This window comes from Stenotrophomonas sp. PvP093, assembly GCF_017876915.1.
GTDB classification, from domain to species: Bacteria; Pseudomonadota; Gammaproteobacteria; order Xanthomonadales; family Xanthomonadaceae; genus Stenotrophomonas; species Stenotrophomonas muris.
In genome coordinates this window covers 2,409,802-2,424,523 of sequence record NZ_JAGIOX010000004.1, presented here as the reverse complement: position 1 = coordinate 2,424,523, position 14,722 = coordinate 2,409,802, and the positions used below count along the sequence as shown (strand labels likewise).

The 14,722-nt window shown below is 61.4% G+C and carries 13 protein-coding genes and 1 pseudogene; 11 read left to right on the top strand and 3 right to left on the bottom strand.

Annotated features, from left to right (window positions below):
• Positions 1 to 283: 283 nt before the first annotated feature.
• A pseudogene (locus J3A72_RS23245) lies at positions 284 to 466 on the top strand (hypothetical protein); the annotation flags it as partial.
• A 576-nt stretch (positions 467 to 1,042) separates the two neighbouring features.
• Here the strand turns inward: J3A72_RS23245 and J3A72_RS13740 are convergent.
• Together J3A72_RS13740 and merR are read right to left on the bottom strand one after the other, a co-directional pair.
• Positions 1,043 to 1,819, bottom strand: coding sequence for a hypothetical protein (locus J3A72_RS13740; RefSeq protein ID WP_032966761.1), 777 nt, complete (start codon positions 1,817 to 1,819; stop codon positions 1,043 to 1,045).
• A gap of 2,453 nt (positions 1,820 to 4,272) precedes the next feature.
• Positions 4,273 to 4,707 carry an Hg(II)-responsive transcriptional regulator gene (merR, locus tag J3A72_RS13735; protein WP_005413387.1) on the bottom strand — a complete coding sequence of 145 codons (435 nt, stop codon included), beginning with the start codon at positions 4,705 to 4,707 and terminating at the stop codon, positions 4,273 to 4,275.
• Positions 4,708 to 4,778: 71 nt separating this feature from the next.
• Between merR and merT the strand changes: the two genes are divergently transcribed.
• The 8 genes from merT (at position 4,779) to J3A72_RS13695 (ending at position 12,482) form a co-directional block, all read left to right on the top strand.
• The gene (merT, locus tag J3A72_RS13730; RefSeq protein ID WP_003131974.1) at positions 4,779 to 5,129 is read left to right on the top strand and encodes a mercuric ion transporter MerT; all 351 of its coding nucleotides are present in this window, start codon (positions 4,779 to 4,781) and stop codon (positions 5,127 to 5,129) included.
• A gap of 12 nt (positions 5,130 to 5,141) precedes the next feature.
• Complete coding sequence (gene merP / locus J3A72_RS13725) at positions 5,142 to 5,417, top strand: mercury resistance system periplasmic binding protein MerP (RefSeq protein WP_003131987.1); 276 nt, start codon at positions 5,142 to 5,144, stop codon at positions 5,415 to 5,417.
• 71 nt (positions 5,418 to 5,488) lie between these two features.
• Positions 5,489 to 7,174 (top strand): mercury(II) reductase, encoded by a 1,686-nt coding sequence (gene merA / locus J3A72_RS13720; protein WP_064238529.1) that lies wholly within the window; start codon positions 5,489 to 5,491, stop codon positions 7,172 to 7,174.
• Positions 7,175 to 7,191: 17 nt separating this feature from the next.
• On the top strand, positions 7,192 to 7,557 hold the full coding sequence (gene merD, locus J3A72_RS13715; protein ID WP_000995360.1) for a mercury resistance co-regulator MerD: 366 nt from the start codon (positions 7,192 to 7,194) through the stop codon (positions 7,555 to 7,557).
• On the top strand, positions 7,554 to 7,790 hold the full coding sequence (gene merE / locus J3A72_RS13710; protein WP_003132004.1) for a broad-spectrum mercury transporter MerE: 237 nt from the start codon (positions 7,554 to 7,556) through the stop codon (positions 7,788 to 7,790). The genes merD and merE overlap by 4 nt, the downstream gene beginning before the upstream one ends.
• A complete protein-coding gene (locus tag J3A72_RS23085; protein WP_003132006.1) occupies positions 7,787 to 8,776 on the top strand; it encodes a DUF3330 domain-containing protein in 990 nt (329 codons plus the stop codon). The genes merE and J3A72_RS23085 overlap by 4 nt, the downstream gene beginning before the upstream one ends.
• Before the next feature lie 175 nt (positions 8,777 to 8,951).
• Positions 8,952 to 9,512 carry a recombinase family protein gene (locus J3A72_RS13700; RefSeq protein ID WP_010921730.1) on the top strand — a complete coding sequence of 187 codons (561 nt, stop codon included), beginning with the start codon at positions 8,952 to 8,954 and terminating at the stop codon, positions 9,510 to 9,512.
• 3 nt (positions 9,513 to 9,515) lie between these two features.
• A complete protein-coding gene (locus J3A72_RS13695; RefSeq protein WP_005413400.1) occupies positions 9,516 to 12,482 on the top strand; it encodes a Tn3-like element TnAs1 family transposase in 2,967 nt (988 codons plus the stop codon).
• Here J3A72_RS13695 and J3A72_RS13690 read toward each other — a convergent pair.
• Positions 12,479 to 12,679 carry a hypothetical protein gene (locus J3A72_RS13690; RefSeq protein WP_032966765.1) on the bottom strand — a complete coding sequence of 67 codons (201 nt, stop codon included), beginning with the start codon at positions 12,677 to 12,679 and terminating at the stop codon, positions 12,479 to 12,481. The two genes, J3A72_RS13695 and J3A72_RS13690, sit on opposite strands and share 4 nt — an antisense overlap.
• 61 nt (positions 12,680 to 12,740) lie before the next feature.
• Here J3A72_RS13690 and J3A72_RS13685 point away from each other — a divergent pair, with 61 nt between their 5' ends.
• Both J3A72_RS13685 and J3A72_RS23075 read left to right on the top strand, forming a co-directional pair.
• Positions 12,741 to 13,001, top strand: a complete 261-nt coding sequence (locus tag J3A72_RS13685) for a hypothetical protein (RefSeq protein ID WP_049401600.1) — start codon at positions 12,741 to 12,743, stop codon at positions 12,999 to 13,001.
• A gap of 1,206 nt (positions 13,002 to 14,207) precedes the next feature.
• Positions 14,208 to 14,642 carry a helix-turn-helix transcriptional regulator gene (locus tag J3A72_RS23075; protein WP_223224795.1) on the top strand — a complete coding sequence of 145 codons (435 nt, stop codon included), beginning with the start codon at positions 14,208 to 14,210 and terminating at the stop codon, positions 14,640 to 14,642.
• Positions 14,643 to 14,722 lie beyond the last annotated feature (80 nt).

The window sequence follows — 14,722 nt, the reverse complement described above, 5'->3', positions numbered from 1 at the left end:
AGTCTGGCTAGAACATAATATACATTATGCGAAATGATGTATCGGGCTGTGGCGGCGTTCGTTGACTGCCACAACGGAAACGCCCCAGATCCCACAGCTGTCCGCCCGTATTTCCCCACAAGGACGCCCGCGATTTCCAGATCTCCCCCAAAGATGCCCTTGATTCCTGGATCCGCACCTAAGACGCCCTCGATTTCTGGCTCCACATCCAGCTCGCCCTTGAGTTCCCAACTGCGCACCTGATCGGTCAGAGCTTGTCGCCTGCACTTCCCAGTTCCGCCAGTCGCGACATTGGTCGCAAGAACAATTAGACGAGATCTCGGGCCTGAACGTGCGAACAGTTCAGCGGGTTGAGCAGGACTACAACACCGCGACTTCCCTGGGTGACGCGCCACGCCCCGCTCCACCTGCTCAAGCGCGTCGCTCGCCCCCTGACCAAGCTTTGACCTTAACTGGGCGTCGGTGACTCCCTCCCGTTCTGGTCGGCATCTGGGCCTTGTAGCGGCTCAAGCGCTGAGCTATAACGCCTTAGCCAGTCGCTATAAAGCGCCGGTGTTGTGCCCGCATAGCCAATAGGCTCCGGGTGCCCGAGGTCCACCCAATGGGGGCACGGGAATCCTTCGATTCCGGAGCCATCCATGACCGCCAAACGCCGCAGATCCCTTCGCACTTCTGCCTTCTACGCCCAATCGGGCCGTTGCTTCTATTGCGGCCTGCCGATGTGGCTCACTGCACCCTCAGAGCTCGGGCTGAAGGCCAGTAAGGCCCGAGCCTTTCAATGCACCGCCGAGCACCTGGTGGCCCAACAGGACGGGGGCAGAGACGTGTCCGGGAACGTGGTGGCCGCGCATAGCCGGTGCAACCAGGGCAGGCACCAGCGGAAGGGACCAGCCCCTTCCGCTGAAGCGTTCCGGGCGCTGGTTCAGACGCGGCTGGCAATGGGGAGATGGTGGTCCCGACTGCCATCAGGGATTGCACGTGCTTCCGTATGGCCAATTGAATTGAATCTTTGCAAGGAATCGGCAGCTGCTTGCCTGATTCGCTAGTCCACACTAGTGGCGCCCGGTTGCGGTGCTAGAACGGCGAGTCTGCTGCGAAATGGTCGCGCATTGGGCCTAACAAGGTCTGCGACCCTGTCAACACGTCCGAGAATTCCACCTGTCGCCACCTTCTCGTTCCAATATCGTTCCATCCACTCGGCTTTATCCAGGATCTTACCCGGAGCGCCTAGCAGCCTCTTGGCGATGAAATGCCGGATGAGAGCGGCCTGGCTATCGAGAATCACGACGCCCGCCCTTGGATTAGAGTCATAAGCGCTGTACGAGATCAGATAGTGGACATAGTGGCGGTCTGGCTCTTCGTCATCCCACGTCAACAGGTTGCTTAACCCCGCAGCGCGAGCATCCGATCGCACCTCTTCGCTCACGAGCACCATGGGATTGCGTGCTTCCTTACATTCCATGCGATAGGCGTCCAGCATCGCCGGTCCGAAGATCATCTGAGAATCATGATGAATGCTTCCAACTGTGAGCCCTCCACGTATCAATATATCAACCACTAGCAGGTTCTCGGCCAACATTCTGATGCAGCTCAGGATGTCGGCAAGGCCAGCAGGAGAGCGGCTGCTTGATATGACGATGCAGTCGCTGAAGTAAGTGAACAAAAGTCCTGTTGCTGGGTTGCAGCACGCTGTGTTCTTTAGTCTGTCGATGGCCTCTGCTATTTCATCAAGCTTGCTCATGTCGGCTGCCGACTCTTGGACAAGTGCGGAGAACCCGAGCATGTCGATGAAGGCGACGTACTTATCTTGGTAGAGCATGAAGAACTCCTTAGATGGTCGTGCCCATGGTGCCGAGGGCGGTTCCATTTGACCAGCGGGTGCGGGGCACGTCATAGGCCATGGAGCAATGTCAGCGACCTGGCTCGCGCACTAGTCTCGCAGAGGCTTGTTACGGCGCATCTTCGCATCGGATAGAAGCGAGCGAACGAGAGAGTTGAAGTCCATCCTGGCCCTAAAAGTTTCCTTCACCCTTGGTTAAACGAATGTCCGCTTTCGGTCAGAAGCGGACCAAAGTAGCCGGTGCTCTTCGCAGCCCGTACGCGACTTGGAGTCATATCATCAATCTGTATCAGGGCTCAGACCTAAGTGCCTGATGGTCCAATTCAGCGACACTATCCAGCTTCGGCGTCATCGCACACTTCGGGATACAGCCAGCGCGATCCGCTTATGGAACCAAACCGCACTGTGCCTTACTCTTAAGGAACATTGCCAACGGCAACCTTCGGCAATTGAATTTAGAGAATCCGGGCGGTTCATCCCGCGCGGCCCGTTAATGTCTACAGCTGTGGAGTTGTGAATGGCAGAAGATCAAGGTGGTGAAGAGGTAATTAGGGAGATAGGGAAGGCGCTAGCCCTTGCGTCTGAGCTTGATCCACAAATTGTTAGATCGCTTCGCTCCGCGATTGTTCAGGCGATGTCTGATTACGAGGACGACACGAATGCACAAGCTGCAGCCGCACTTGCGGCGGTTCTCGATTTTAGACCTGTGACGACCCAAGACGCCCTCTCGCAAACCTTGGGTGAGATCGGGAAGCTGGTCCAAGGTCTCACCGGACTGGAGGACGTTCATTACACTGTTGAGACACCAGAAGGTCGCCGAGTTCGCTCAATCCGGTCACATCTACCAACTGTATCACCCCAGCGTTTGACGGATCACGAGCAGGCAGATCTTGAGGCCTATATCGCTCGATATCTGCCACCGGACGACCCTCGCGAGGAACACGCGCCACGAGGACCGCGACTGTGACGATCAGTAAGTTAGCAATCCTCAACGCTGTGAAAGCAGCCATTTCGCGTGCTAAGGCGAGCGGGTCTCCCTACGCGCAAGGAAAGGCTTACGAACTTCGGGTGCTGCTTAGGCTTCTGCGAATCATCGATAGTGCGGGCTACAAGCTCACGTGTACCCCCAAGATGGCAGGCGTCCTGACGTTTGGAGGATCTCCATGCAAAGCAAACCATCCGGATCACGATTACATCAGTGGATCTACGTCTACTGAGAAGCTCGAGATTAGGATTTCAGTGCAGGTCACCACACTAAGCCATAGCTGGAAAGGCACGACGGTGGTCAAAGCGGCTGACCGTCACGAGATTGACGTCGGTGTATATCGTCCGATTAAGACCCGTCGCTATCCCGCATTTACGGAGTTACTTCTTGGGGTCTCGTGCAAGACTGGCGGCTGGAACAAGGCGTACGTCCGCGAGGCGCTAGGTATGCGTAGGGAGCTAGGATTCCTCACATCACCTAGGACGAGCTTGACGAGCTCAGCTCCGTGGTTCATCGCAACAGTTCCCTGCGATCCTCCGGTTCCCTTTGCCTTGTACGCGACCAACGCTGGGTCCGCCGTGTATGCGTCGTTGGCAGCTTTGGGGCTCTACGTCGAGCACTACAAGGGGTAGCGGAAACAGGCTTTGGAGTACGGATCAACTCAGGTGTGTCGAGAACGATGCCCGCTTTGGGTCGAAGGCGGATGCCATCACCGGGCCGGTCGCCGCCCAATGTCCGCTTCCGGCCAGAAGCGGACATCCACCCTGCCCTCGATAAACATCCCAAATCCACGGACGACCTTGGTCTGCTTTGGCCTTCTGCCTTAGGGCCAGACCTGAACTTCGATTTCAGCCCCTAGCGTATTTGACTCCCGCGACCTAGATCTCTCCTAGATCCTTGAGCAGGGCTTGCCCCTTCTGCAGAAACCCAACTAGCAGTCGACCTCCTGCTACTTTCCGGCCCAATTGCCCATTGAGGTAGCTGACCTGGAGACGCGCATGGGCCAGCAGATCCACCTGGGCCATGCTAGGGGTCGCGGCCTGGAGCGGTTCGCCCGGCGACGCCATCTGCCCCCCGATCGGCTGGACAACGCAAGGGCGCCGGCTGTCACTCTTCGCATACGCCGTGGCCATCATCCGGCCGTTCTTCAACGACCATCCACCAAGCACCAACTCGGTCCCGAGTTGCTCGATCGGCAATCCCGCTTCGCTAACCGCTTTCTCAAAGTTCGGCCAGAGTTGGTCCACCACCAGCCCTAGCTCGGCAGATAGCTGTTCTATTGTGAAATCTGCGCGGAAGCTGGCCTGCAGTGCAAGCTCGTAGATGCGGAGGAAGGGGGAACCGCAGAATTCGGAAAAAATCGTACGCTAAGCTAACGGTGTTCTCGTGACAGCTCTTTGACTAGGCTTTCTAAGGGGTCGTCTCAGAAAACGGAAAATAAAGCACGCTAAGGCATAGCCGAACCTGCCAAGCTTGCTCCACCCTGTAGTGACGCGATCAGCGGGCAGGAAACGTTCCCCCTTCGCGCATGGCAGGCGCGCACCAACTCAGACAGCACGGCCTCCATGCGCGCCAGGTCAGCCATTTTCTCGCGCACGTCCTTGAGCTTGTGCTCGGCCAGACTGCTGGCTTCCTCGCAATGGGTGCCATCCTCCAGCCGCAGCAGCTCGGCGATCTCATCCAGGCTGAAGCCCAGCCGCTGGGCTGATTTCACGAAGCGCACCCGCGTTACATTCGCCTCGCCATAGCGGCGGATGCTGCCATAGGGCTTGTCAGGCTCCAGCAACAAGCCCTTGCGCTGATAGAAACGGATGGTCTCCACATTGACCCCGGCCGCCTTGGCGAAAACGCCAATGGTCAGGTTCTCCAAATTGTTTTCCATATCGCTTGACTCCGTACATGAGTACGGAAGTAAGGTTACGCTATCCAATTTCAATTCGAAAGGACAAGCGCATGTCTGAACCAAAAACCGGGCGCGGCGCGCTCTTCACTGGAGGGCTTGCCGCCATCCTCGCCTCGGCTTGCTGCCTCGGGCCGTTGGTTCTGATCGCCTTGGGGTTCAGCGGCGCTTGGATCGGCAACTTGGCGGTGTTGGAACCCTATCGCCCCATCTTTATCGGCGTGGCGCTGGTGGCGTTGTTCTTCGCCTGGCGGCGCATCTACCGGCAGGCAGCGGCCTGCAAACCGGGTGAGGTCTGCGCGATTCCCCAAGTGCGAGCTACTTACAAGCTCATTTTCTGGATCGTGGCCGCGCTGGTTCTGGTCGCGCTCGGATTTCCCTACGTCATGCCATTTTTCTACTGATCGGAGTTCACCATGAAGAAACTGTTTGCCTCCCTCGCCCTCGCCGCCGTTGTTGCCCCCGTCTGGGCCGCCACCCAGACCGTCACGCTGTCCGTACCGGGCATGACCTGCTCCGCCTGCCCGATCACTGTCAAGAAGGCGATTTCCAAGGTCGAAGGCGTCAGCAAAGTTGACGTGACTTTCGAGACACGCCAAGCGGTCGTCACCTTCGACGATGCCAAGACCAGCGTGCAGAAGCTGACCAAGGCAACCGCAGACGCGGGCTATCCGTCCAGCGTCAAGCAGTGAGTCACTGAAAACGGCACCGCAGCACAACGGACGTCATTGTCTGGCGCCACAAACGATAAAGGATCTGTTGCATGACCCATCTAAAAATCACCGGCATGACTTGCGACTCGTGCGCGGCGCACGTCAAGGAAGCGCTGGAAAAAGTGCCAGGCGTGCAGTCGGCGCTGGTGTCCTATCCGAAGGGCACAGCGCAACTCGCCATCGTGCCGGGCACATCGCCGGACGCGCTGACTGCCGCCGTGGCCGGACTGGGCTACAAGGCAACGCTAGCCGATGCGCCACTGGCGGACAACCGCGTCGGACTGCTCGACAAGGTGCGGGGATGGATGGCCGCCGCCGAAAAGCACAGTGGCAACGAGCCCCCGGTGCAGGTAGCGGTCATTGGCAGCGGTGGAGCCGCGATGGCGGCGGCGCTGAAGGCCGTCGAGCAAGGCGCGCAGGTCACGCTGATCGAGCGCGGCACCATCGGCGGCACCTGCGTCAATGTCGGCTGTGTGCCGTCCAAGATCATGATCCGCGCCGCCCACATCGCCCATCTGCGCCGGGAAAGCCCGTTCGATGGCGGTATTGCGGCAACTGTGCCTACGATTGACCGCAGTAAGCTGCTGGCCCAGCAGCAGGCCCGCGTCGACGAACTGCGGCACGCCAAGTACGAAGGCATCCTGGGCGGTAATCCGGCCATCACCGTTGTGCACGGTGAGGCGCGCTTCAAGGACGACCAGAGCCTTACCGTCCGTTTGAACGAGGGTGGCGAGCGCGTCGTGATGTTCGACCGCTGCCTGGTCGCCACGGGTGCCAGCCCGGCGGTCCCGCCGATTCCGGGCTTGAAAGAGTCACCCTACTGGACTTCCACCGAGGCCCTGGCGAGCGACACCATTCCCGAACGCCTTGCCGTAATCGGCTCGTCGGTGGTGGCGCTGGAGCTGGCGCAAGCCTTTGCCCGGCTGGGCAGCAAGGTCACGGTCCTGGCGCGCAATACCTTGTTCTTCCGTGAAGACCCGGCCATCGGCGAGGCGGTGACAGCCGCTTTCCGTGCCGAGGGCATCGAGGTGCTGGAGCACACGCAAGCCAGCCAGGTCGCCCATATGGACGGTGAATTCGTGCTGACCACCACGCACGGTGAATTGCGCGCCGACAAACTGCTGGGTGCCACCGGTCGGACACCGAACACGCGCAGCCTCGCGCTGGACGCAGCGGGGGTCACTGTCAATGCGCAAGGTGCCATCGTCATCGACCAAGGCATGCGCACGAGCAACCCGAACATCTACGCGGCCGGCGACTGCACCGACCAGCCGCAGTTCGTCTATGTGGCGGCAGCGGCCGGCACCCGTGCCGCGATCAACATGACCGGCGGCGATGCGGCGCTCGACCTGACCGCAATGCCGGCCGTGGTGTTCACCGATCCGCAAGTGGCGACCGTGGGCTACAGCGAGGCGGAAGCCCACCACGACGGGATCGAGACCGACAGCCGCACCTTGACCTTGGACAACGTGCCGCGTGCGCTCGCCAACTTCGACACACGCGGCTTCATCAAGTTGGTTATCGAGGAAGGCAGCCATCGGCTGATCGGCGTACAGGCGGTCGCGCCGGAAGCGGGTGAACTGATCCAGACGGCGGCTCTGGCCATTCGCAACCGCATGACGGTGCAGGAACTGGCCGACCAGTTGTTCCCCTACCTGACGATGGTCGAGGGGTTGAAGCTCGCGGCGCAGACCTTCAACAAGGATGTGAAGCAGCTTTCCTGCTGCGCCGGGTGAGAAAAAGGAGGTGTTCAATGAACGCCTACACGGTGTCCCGGCTGGCTCTTGATGCCGGGGTGAGCGTGCATATCGTGCGCGACTACCTGCTGCGCGGATTGCTGCGCCCGGTGGCGTGCACACCAGGCGGCTACGGCTTGTTCGATGACGCCGCCTTGCAACGGCTGTGCTTCGTGCGGGCGGCCTTCGAGGCGGGCATCGGCCTCGACGCGCTGGCGCGGCTGTGCCGGGCGCTGGATGCGGCGGACGGCGACGAAGCGGCCGCGCAGCTTGCCCTGCTGCGTCAGTTCGTCGAGCGTCGGCGCGAAGCGTTGGCCGATCTGGAAGTGCAGTTGGCCACCCTGCCGACCGAGCCGGCACAGCACGCGGAGAGTCTGCCATGAACAACCCCGAGCGCTTGCCGTCCGAGACGCACAAACCGATCACCGGCTACCTGTGGGGCGGACTGGCTGTGCTGACTTGCCCCTGCCACCTGCCCATCCTCGCTGTCGTGCTGGCCGGCACAACCGCCGGTGCTTTCCTCGGCGAGCATTGGGTCATCGCGGCGCTCGGTTTGACCGGCCTGTTCCTTCTGTCCCTGTCGCGGGCGTTGCGGGCATTCAGGGAAAGAGAATGAGCGCTTTCCGGCCGGATGGATGGACGACGCCGGAACTGGCCCAAGCGGTCGAGCGCGGGCAGCTTGAACTGCACTACCAGCCCGTCGTCGATCTGCGCAGTGGTGGGATTGTCGGCGCGGAAGCCCTGTTGCGCTGGCGTCATCCGACGCTTGGACTATTGCCACCGGGCCAGTTCCTGCCCGTGGTCGAATCGTCCGGCCTGATGCCTGAAATCGGCGCTTGGGTGCTGGGCGAAGCCTGCCGCCAGATGCGTGACTGGCGAATGCTGGCATGGCGACCGTTCCGGCTGGCCGTCAATGTTTCGGCGAGCCAAGTGGGACCGGACTTCGACGGGTGGGTAAAGGGCGTGCTGGCTGATGCCGAGTTGCCCGCCGAGTATCTCGAAATCGAGCTGACCGAATCGGTCGCGTTTGGTGATCCGGCGATCTTCCCCGCCCTGGACGCCTTGCGGCAGATCGGTGTGCGCTTCGCCGCCGATGACTTCGGGACGGGGTATTCCTGTCTGCAACATCTGAAGTGCTGCCCAATCAGCACGCTCAAGATCGACCAATCGTTTGTCGCCGGGCTCGCCAACGACCGCCGCGACCAAACCATCGTGCACACCGTGATTCAGCTTGCGCACGGGCTGGGCATGGATGTGGTGGCTGAAGGCGTGGAAACATCGGCGAGTCTTGATCTATTGCGACAAGCGGACTGCGACACAGGACAAGGCTTCCTGTTCGCGAAGCCAATGCCGGCGGCGGCATTCGCCGTCTTCGTCAGTCAATGGAGGGGTGCCACCATGAATGCAAGTGACTCGACCACCACCAGTTGCTGCGTGTGCTGCAAGGAAATCCCGCTCGATGCCGCCTTCACCCCGGAAGGCGCGGAATACGTCGAGCACTTCTGCGGGTTGGAGTGTTATCAACGCTTCGAAGCGCGTGCCAAGACAGGGAACGAAACCGATGCCGATCCGAACGCCTGCGACTCGCTACCGTCAGATTGAGGCATACCCTAACTGGATGTCAGGCAGGGCCGCGCCGCTTAGTCAGAATAGAGTCATCTTTCGCATTTTTTGACACATGCCTGCGAAGGTCATAGATTTCAGCCTGACAGAAACGGGGTTTGAGGCACAACGGAACAGAAGGAGCACTTAAGCCGCCTTCAACCAAGGAGACATCGTGCAGGGGCACCGCATCGGCTACGTCCGGGTCAGCAGCTTCGACCAGAACCCGGAACGCCAGCTGGAACAGACACAGGTGAGCAAGGTGTTCACCGACAAGGCATCGGGCAAGGACACCCAGCGCCCCCAGCTCGAAGCGCTGCTGAGCTTCGTCCGCGAAGGCGATACAGTGGTGGTGCACAGCATGGACCGGCTGGCCCGCAACCTCGATGACCTGCGTCGCTTGGTACAGAAGCTGACTCAACGCGGCGTGCGCATCGAGTTCCTGAAGGAGGGCCTGGTGTTCACTGGCGAGGACTCGCCGATGGCCAACCTGATGCTGTCGGTGATGGGGGCCTTCGCTGAGTTCGAGCGCGCCCTGATCCGCGAGCGGCAGCGTGAGGGCATCACCTTGGCCAAGCAGCGTGGCGCGTACCGGGGCCGCAAGAAAGCCCTGTCCGATGAGCAGGCTGCTACCCTGCGGCAGCGAGCGACGGCCGGCGAGCCCAAGGCGCAGCTTGCCCGCGAGTTCAACATCAGCCGGGAAACCCTCTACCAGTACCTCCGCACGGACGACTGACACATGCCGCGTCGCTTGATCCTCTCGGCCACGGAGCGGGGCACCCTGCTCGCGTTGCCAGAAAGCCAGGATGACCTGATCCGCTACTACACCTTCAACGACTCCGACCTGTCGCTGATCCGTCAGCGGCGCGGCGACGCCAACCGCCTCGGCTTCGCCGTGCAACTCTGCCTGCTGCGCTACCCCGGCTATGCGTTGGGCACTGACAGCGAGCTGCCCGAACCGGTCATCCTGTGGGTGGCCAAGCAAGTCCAGACCGATCCGGCGAGTTGGACGAAGTACGGCGAGCGCGATGTGACCCGTCGCGAGCACGCCCAGGAACTGCGCACCTACCTTCAACTGGCCCCGTTCGGCCTGTCCGACTTCCGCGCCCTGGTGCGCGAGCTGACCGAACTGGCCCAGCAGACCGACAAGGGCTTGCTGCTGGCCGGCCAGGCGCTGGAGAGCCTGCGGCAGAAGCGACGCATCCTGCCGGCGTTGAGCGTGATCGACCGGGCTTGCTCGGAGGCCATTGCACGGGCCAATCGGCGGGTCTACCGCGCCCTGGTTGAACCGCTCACGGACTCGCATCGGGCCAAGCTGGACGAGCTGTTGAAGCTCAAGGCCGGCAGCAGCATCACCTGGTTGACCTGGCTGCGCCAGGCACCGCTGAAACCCAACTCTCGGCACATGCTTGAGCACATCGAGCGGCTGAAGACATTTCAGCTGGTGGACTTGCCCGAAGTCCTGGGCCGGCACATCCACCAGAACCGCCTGCTCAAGCTGGCCCGCGAGGGTGGGCAGATGACGCCCAAAGACCTCGGCAAGTTCGAGCCGCAGCGGCGCTATGCGACCCTGGCCGCCGTGGTGCTGGAGAGCACTGCAACCGTGATTGATGAGCTGGTGGATCTGCACGACCGCATCCTAGTCAAGCTGTTCAGCGGCGCGAAGCACAAGCATCAGCAGCAGTTCCAGAAGCAGGGCAAGGCGATCAACGACAAGGTGCGCCTGTACTCCAAGATCGGCCAGGCGCTGCTGGAGGCCAAGGAAGCCGGCAGCGACCCCTATGCCGCCATCGAGGCGGTGATCCCCTGGGACGAGTTCACCGAGAGCGTCAGCGAAGCCGAGCTGCTGGCCCGGCCGGAGGGCTTCGACCACCTGCACCTGGTCGGCGAGAACTTCGCCACCCTGCGCCGCTACACGCCGGCTCTGCTGGAGGTATTGGAGCTGCGCGCCGCCCCGGCCGCGCAGGGCGTGCTGGCAGCCGTGCAGACGCTGCGCGAGATGAACGCCGACAACCTGCGCAAGGTGCCGGCCGATGCTCCCACCGCCTTCATCAAGCCGCGCTGGAAGCCACTGGTGATCACCCCGGAAGGCCTCGACCGGCGCTTCTACGAAATCTGCGCCCTGTCCGAGCTGAAGAACGCCCTGCGCTCCGGCGACATCTGGGTCAAGGGCTCGCGGCAGTTCCGCGACTTCGACGACTACCTGCTGCCGGCCGAGAAGTTCGCCGCGCTCAAGCGGGAACAGGCCCTGCCGCTGGCGATCAACCCGAACAGCGACCAGTATCTGGAAGAGCGCTTGCAGCTGCTGGACGAGCAGTTGGCCACTGTCGCCCGCCTGGCCAAGGACAACGAGCTGCCCGATGCCATCCTCACCGAGTCCGGGTTGAAGATCACCCCGCTGGATGCGGCGGTGCCGGATCGGGCGCAGGCGCTGATCGACCAGACCAGTCAGTTACTGCCGCGCATCAAGATCACCGAACTGCTGATGGACGTGGACGACTGGACGGGCTTCAGCCGCCACTTCACCCACCTGAAGGACGGGGCCGAGGCCAAAGACCGGACGTTGCTGCTGTCCGCGATCCTCGGTGATGCGATCAACCTCGGGCTGACCAAGATGGCCGAGTCGAGCCCCGGTCTGACCTACGCCAAGCTGTCCTGGCTGCAAGCCTGGCACATCCGCGACGAGACCTATTCGGCGGCCCTGGCCGAGCTGGTCAACCACCAGTACCAGCATGCCTTCGCCGCCCACTGGGGCGACGGCACCACCTCATCCTCCGATGGCCAGCGTTTCCGGGCTGGCGGCCGGGGCGAGAGCACCAGACACGTCAACCCGAAGTACGGCAGTGAGCCGGGACGGCTGTTCTACACCCATATCTCCGACCAGTACGCGCCGTTCAGCACCCGCGTGGTGAATGTCGGCGTGCGCGATTCCACCTATGTGCTCGACGGCCTGCTGTACCACGAGTCCGACCTGCGGATCGAGGAGCACTACACCGACACGGCCGGCTTCACCGATCACGTCTTCGCCCTGATGCACCTGCTGGGCTTCCGTTTCGCGCCGCGCATCCGCGACCTCGGCGAAACCAAGCTGTACGTGCCGCAGGGCGTGCAGACCTACCCGACGCTGCGGCCGCTGATCGGCGGCACCCTGAACATCAAGCACGTCCGCGCCCATTGGGACGACATCCTGCGCCTGGCCAGCTCGATCAAACAGGGCACCGTCACTGCCTCGCTGATGCTGCGCAAGCTCGGCAGCTATCCGCGCCAGAACGGCCTGGCCGTGGCCCTGCGCGAGCTGGGCCGGATCGAACGCACGCTGTTCATCCTAGACTGGCTGCAAAGTGTTGAGCTGCGCCGCCGCGTGCATGCCGGCCTGAACAAAGGTGAGGCGCGCAACTCGCTGGCCAGGGCGGTGTTCTTCAACCGCCTTGGGGAAATCAGGGATCGGAGCTTCGAGCAGCAGCGCTACCGGGCCAGCGGCCTCAACCTGGTGACGGCGGCTATCGTGCTGTGGAACACGGTGTACCTGGAGCGCGCCACCCAGGGGTTGGTCGAGGCCGGCAAGCCGGTGGACGGCGAGCTGCTGCAATTCCTGTCGCCGCTGGGCTGGGAGCACATCAACCTCACCGGCGATTACGTCTGGCGGCAGAGCCGCAGACTGGAAGACGGGAAGTTTCGGCCCCTACGGATGCCCGGAAAACCTTAGCGTACGATTTTTTCCGAATTCTGCGAGCCCCCCAGGAAGAATTGCGTAGACCCGCGCGCAGCAAGCACTACGTTGTGCTGAGGGATCAGCAGCAGCTTTGCCCCCGCGGAATACGCCCCTGTGAGAGCATCCTCTGCCAGGGTATCCGCTGCGACGACGAGGTGGTCACGAGTGAGGAGAACGTTGAGGATGCTCATTGCGGGATCGTCTAGACGTTTGCAGACTATCGCCTTCCCCTCCCCTCCTGTCCAGACTGCTATGGCCTCCGCGATCACACAAATTCTTGGTCGCCCCAATGCTTGCGAGAACGCACTTGAGATACGCCGCGGCTACCTCAAGGCGATGGAAGATGCGCTGCGGGTTTCGCTTCTGATCCACCAAGATCCAAGGCTTCTGTTCGACACGTGGGCCAGACTGCTCCCCTTGATCGCTCAAAGCCACGAGAGTGACGGCAGCCAGCCATTTGCGACCGGGATCGTCCGCTCGCGCGATCATGGATCCCGGCGGTTGGCTGGCTGAGCGTATGGTTGCAATATAGGAAGCAATCGCGCGCGGACCAGAACGCTGTTCATCGCAGACATTCTTAGGGTGCCATTGCAGAGATTTCAGCTTTTGAGGAATAAAATTTCAGTGCAAGACGGTCCATTGCAGAAAAATTTGACTTGCGACTGACGCAACGCAGAAATTGCTGATGCACGGATGATGCAATGCAGAGATTACCGGCTAACAGATGCTGCAGCCCAGCCGGCCAACTGAGGGCTTTGCCCGATGGACGAGCCGTTACTCTTGCCTGCAGATCACGATTCTAGGATGACTTGTGCCTCAATCGGCTGACCAGGATCGGGCGTCTGTGCTGGAGGGCTCCTTAGAGCTCTTGGGTGAAATTCGAGCCGCTTGGATGGAGATAGAGCATGGACGTGACCGAAGATCGACGGCGGTGGCGGCACTTTGCCAGATGTCCCTTGATCACGCCGTGGCAGTACAGTCCCTGATCGCTACTCTGCCCCAGTCAGCAATCTCGCTGGTCCGGCCCCAGTATGAGGCCCTCGTGCGTGCAACCTGGGCATGTTATGCAGCTACCGACACCGACATCGAGAAGCTTCTTGCGCCCCTGACTCTGGAGAGTCAGCAAGCGGCAAAGAGGCTCCCTGGCGTTCAGGACATGCTCGTAAAGCTTGAGTCCTCTGGGCCCCGAGGAGCATCACAGTTGTTGGGCAGAGCCAGACAATGCCTTTATGTCGGCTTGAACTCCTATCTCCATGCCGGGATTCACCCCTTGGCAAGGCAGTTAAATGGCTACCCGGGCGCGCTTCTGGCGGGGGTGGCCATGAACAGCAATGCGCTTGCCATGCTAACCCTTCTGAATCTGGCGCACCTGTGGCCAGGCGAACCAGTTCTGGCATGGATGAATGCACTGCATCATCAATTTGGGGGTGTTTTGCCAGAGTTGGAGCCATTGACCCCCCATCAGCCCTCGCCATAGAGCTGTCCCGGATCGCCTGCGCGTCTAGGGTGGGGTCTGTGGTGAGTGACTAGGCAGTTGGGCCTCGCCCCCCTCTGGGGGCACGGGGAGAACATCACGGGCGCATAAGCAGTTGCCCCGGATTTCTCGTTGGGGCAAGTCCTGGCAGTTGATCTGTGTCGGGGGCCTGTCGGGCGACTGTCATGTTTCCAAGTTCGGCACCCTCCTAATCTGGGCTCCCTACCCCTCCGGAGTTATCTTCTATGACCACCAAGACCCCGCCTCGCCTGCTTACCGCTGCTGAGGTTGGCGCCTGCATTCGCCAGTTCCGCCAGTTGCGTCATTGGTCGCAAGAACAATTGGCCGAGATCTCGGGCCTGAACGTGCGAACAGTTCAGCGGGTTGAGCAGGGTGACTCGGCCAGTTTCGACACCCGTCGCGCACTGGCGCGCGCCTTCGATTTCAATGACATCGATGCACTCAACAAGCCTTTCTCGCTGCCGACAGACGAGGAACTGCAGGCGGCGCAAGCGCAGTTTGAGCGCGACTACATCCCCCTGGCGGTGTCCCCGCTTGCTGCTGGGCGCGAGCTGGCCAGCCTGATCGTTTCGTGCGACATGGATCTGTCCGAACCGGCTTTCGAGCTGTCGCGCGAGGCGGCGAGCGAGTTTGCTGCACTGGTCGACTACTACCGTTAGTATCGCGACTGCCAAGACCTGTATTCAGAAGTCGACAAGCTAGACATCTACGACGGGCTGCAGCAGCGCATTGAGGTCCT

What these genes read in the sequence shown, in the direction of transcription:
- J3A72_RS13740 (WP_032966761.1), bottom strand. Translation starts at nt 1,819, where the DNA reads ATGCTCTACCAAGATAAGTACGTCGCCTTCATCGACATGCTCGGGTTC.
- merR (WP_005413387.1), bottom strand. Translation starts at nt 4,707, where the DNA reads ATGGAAAACAATTTGGAGAACCTGACCATTGGCGTTTTCGCCAAGGCG.
- merT (WP_003131974.1), top strand. Translation starts at nt 4,779, where the DNA reads ATGTCTGAACCAAAAACCGGGCGCGGCGCGCTCTTCACTGGAGGGCTT.
- merP (WP_003131987.1), top strand. Translation starts at nt 5,142, where the DNA reads ATGAAGAAACTGTTTGCCTCCCTCGCCCTCGCCGCCGTTGTTGCCCCC.
- merA (WP_064238529.1), top strand. Translation starts at nt 5,489, where the DNA reads ATGACCCATCTAAAAATCACCGGCATGACTTGCGACTCGTGCGCGGCG.
- merD (WP_000995360.1), top strand. Translation starts at nt 7,192, where the DNA reads ATGAACGCCTACACGGTGTCCCGGCTGGCTCTTGATGCCGGGGTGAGC.
- merE (WP_003132004.1), top strand. Translation starts at nt 7,554, where the DNA reads ATGAACAACCCCGAGCGCTTGCCGTCCGAGACGCACAAACCGATCACC.
- J3A72_RS23085 (WP_003132006.1), top strand. Translation starts at nt 7,787, where the DNA reads ATGAGCGCTTTCCGGCCGGATGGATGGACGACGCCGGAACTGGCCCAA.
- J3A72_RS13695 (WP_005413400.1), top strand. Translation starts at nt 9,516, where the DNA reads ATGCCGCGTCGCTTGATCCTCTCGGCCACGGAGCGGGGCACCCTGCTC.
- J3A72_RS13690 (WP_032966765.1), bottom strand. Translation starts at nt 12,679, where the DNA reads ATGAGCATCCTCAACGTTCTCCTCACTCGTGACCACCTCGTCGTCGCA.
- J3A72_RS13685 (WP_049401600.1), top strand. Translation starts at nt 12,741, where the DNA reads ATGGCCTCCGCGATCACACAAATTCTTGGTCGCCCCAATGCTTGCGAG.
- J3A72_RS23075 (WP_223224795.1), top strand. Translation starts at nt 14,208, where the DNA reads ATGACCACCAAGACCCCGCCTCGCCTGCTTACCGCTGCTGAGGTTGGC.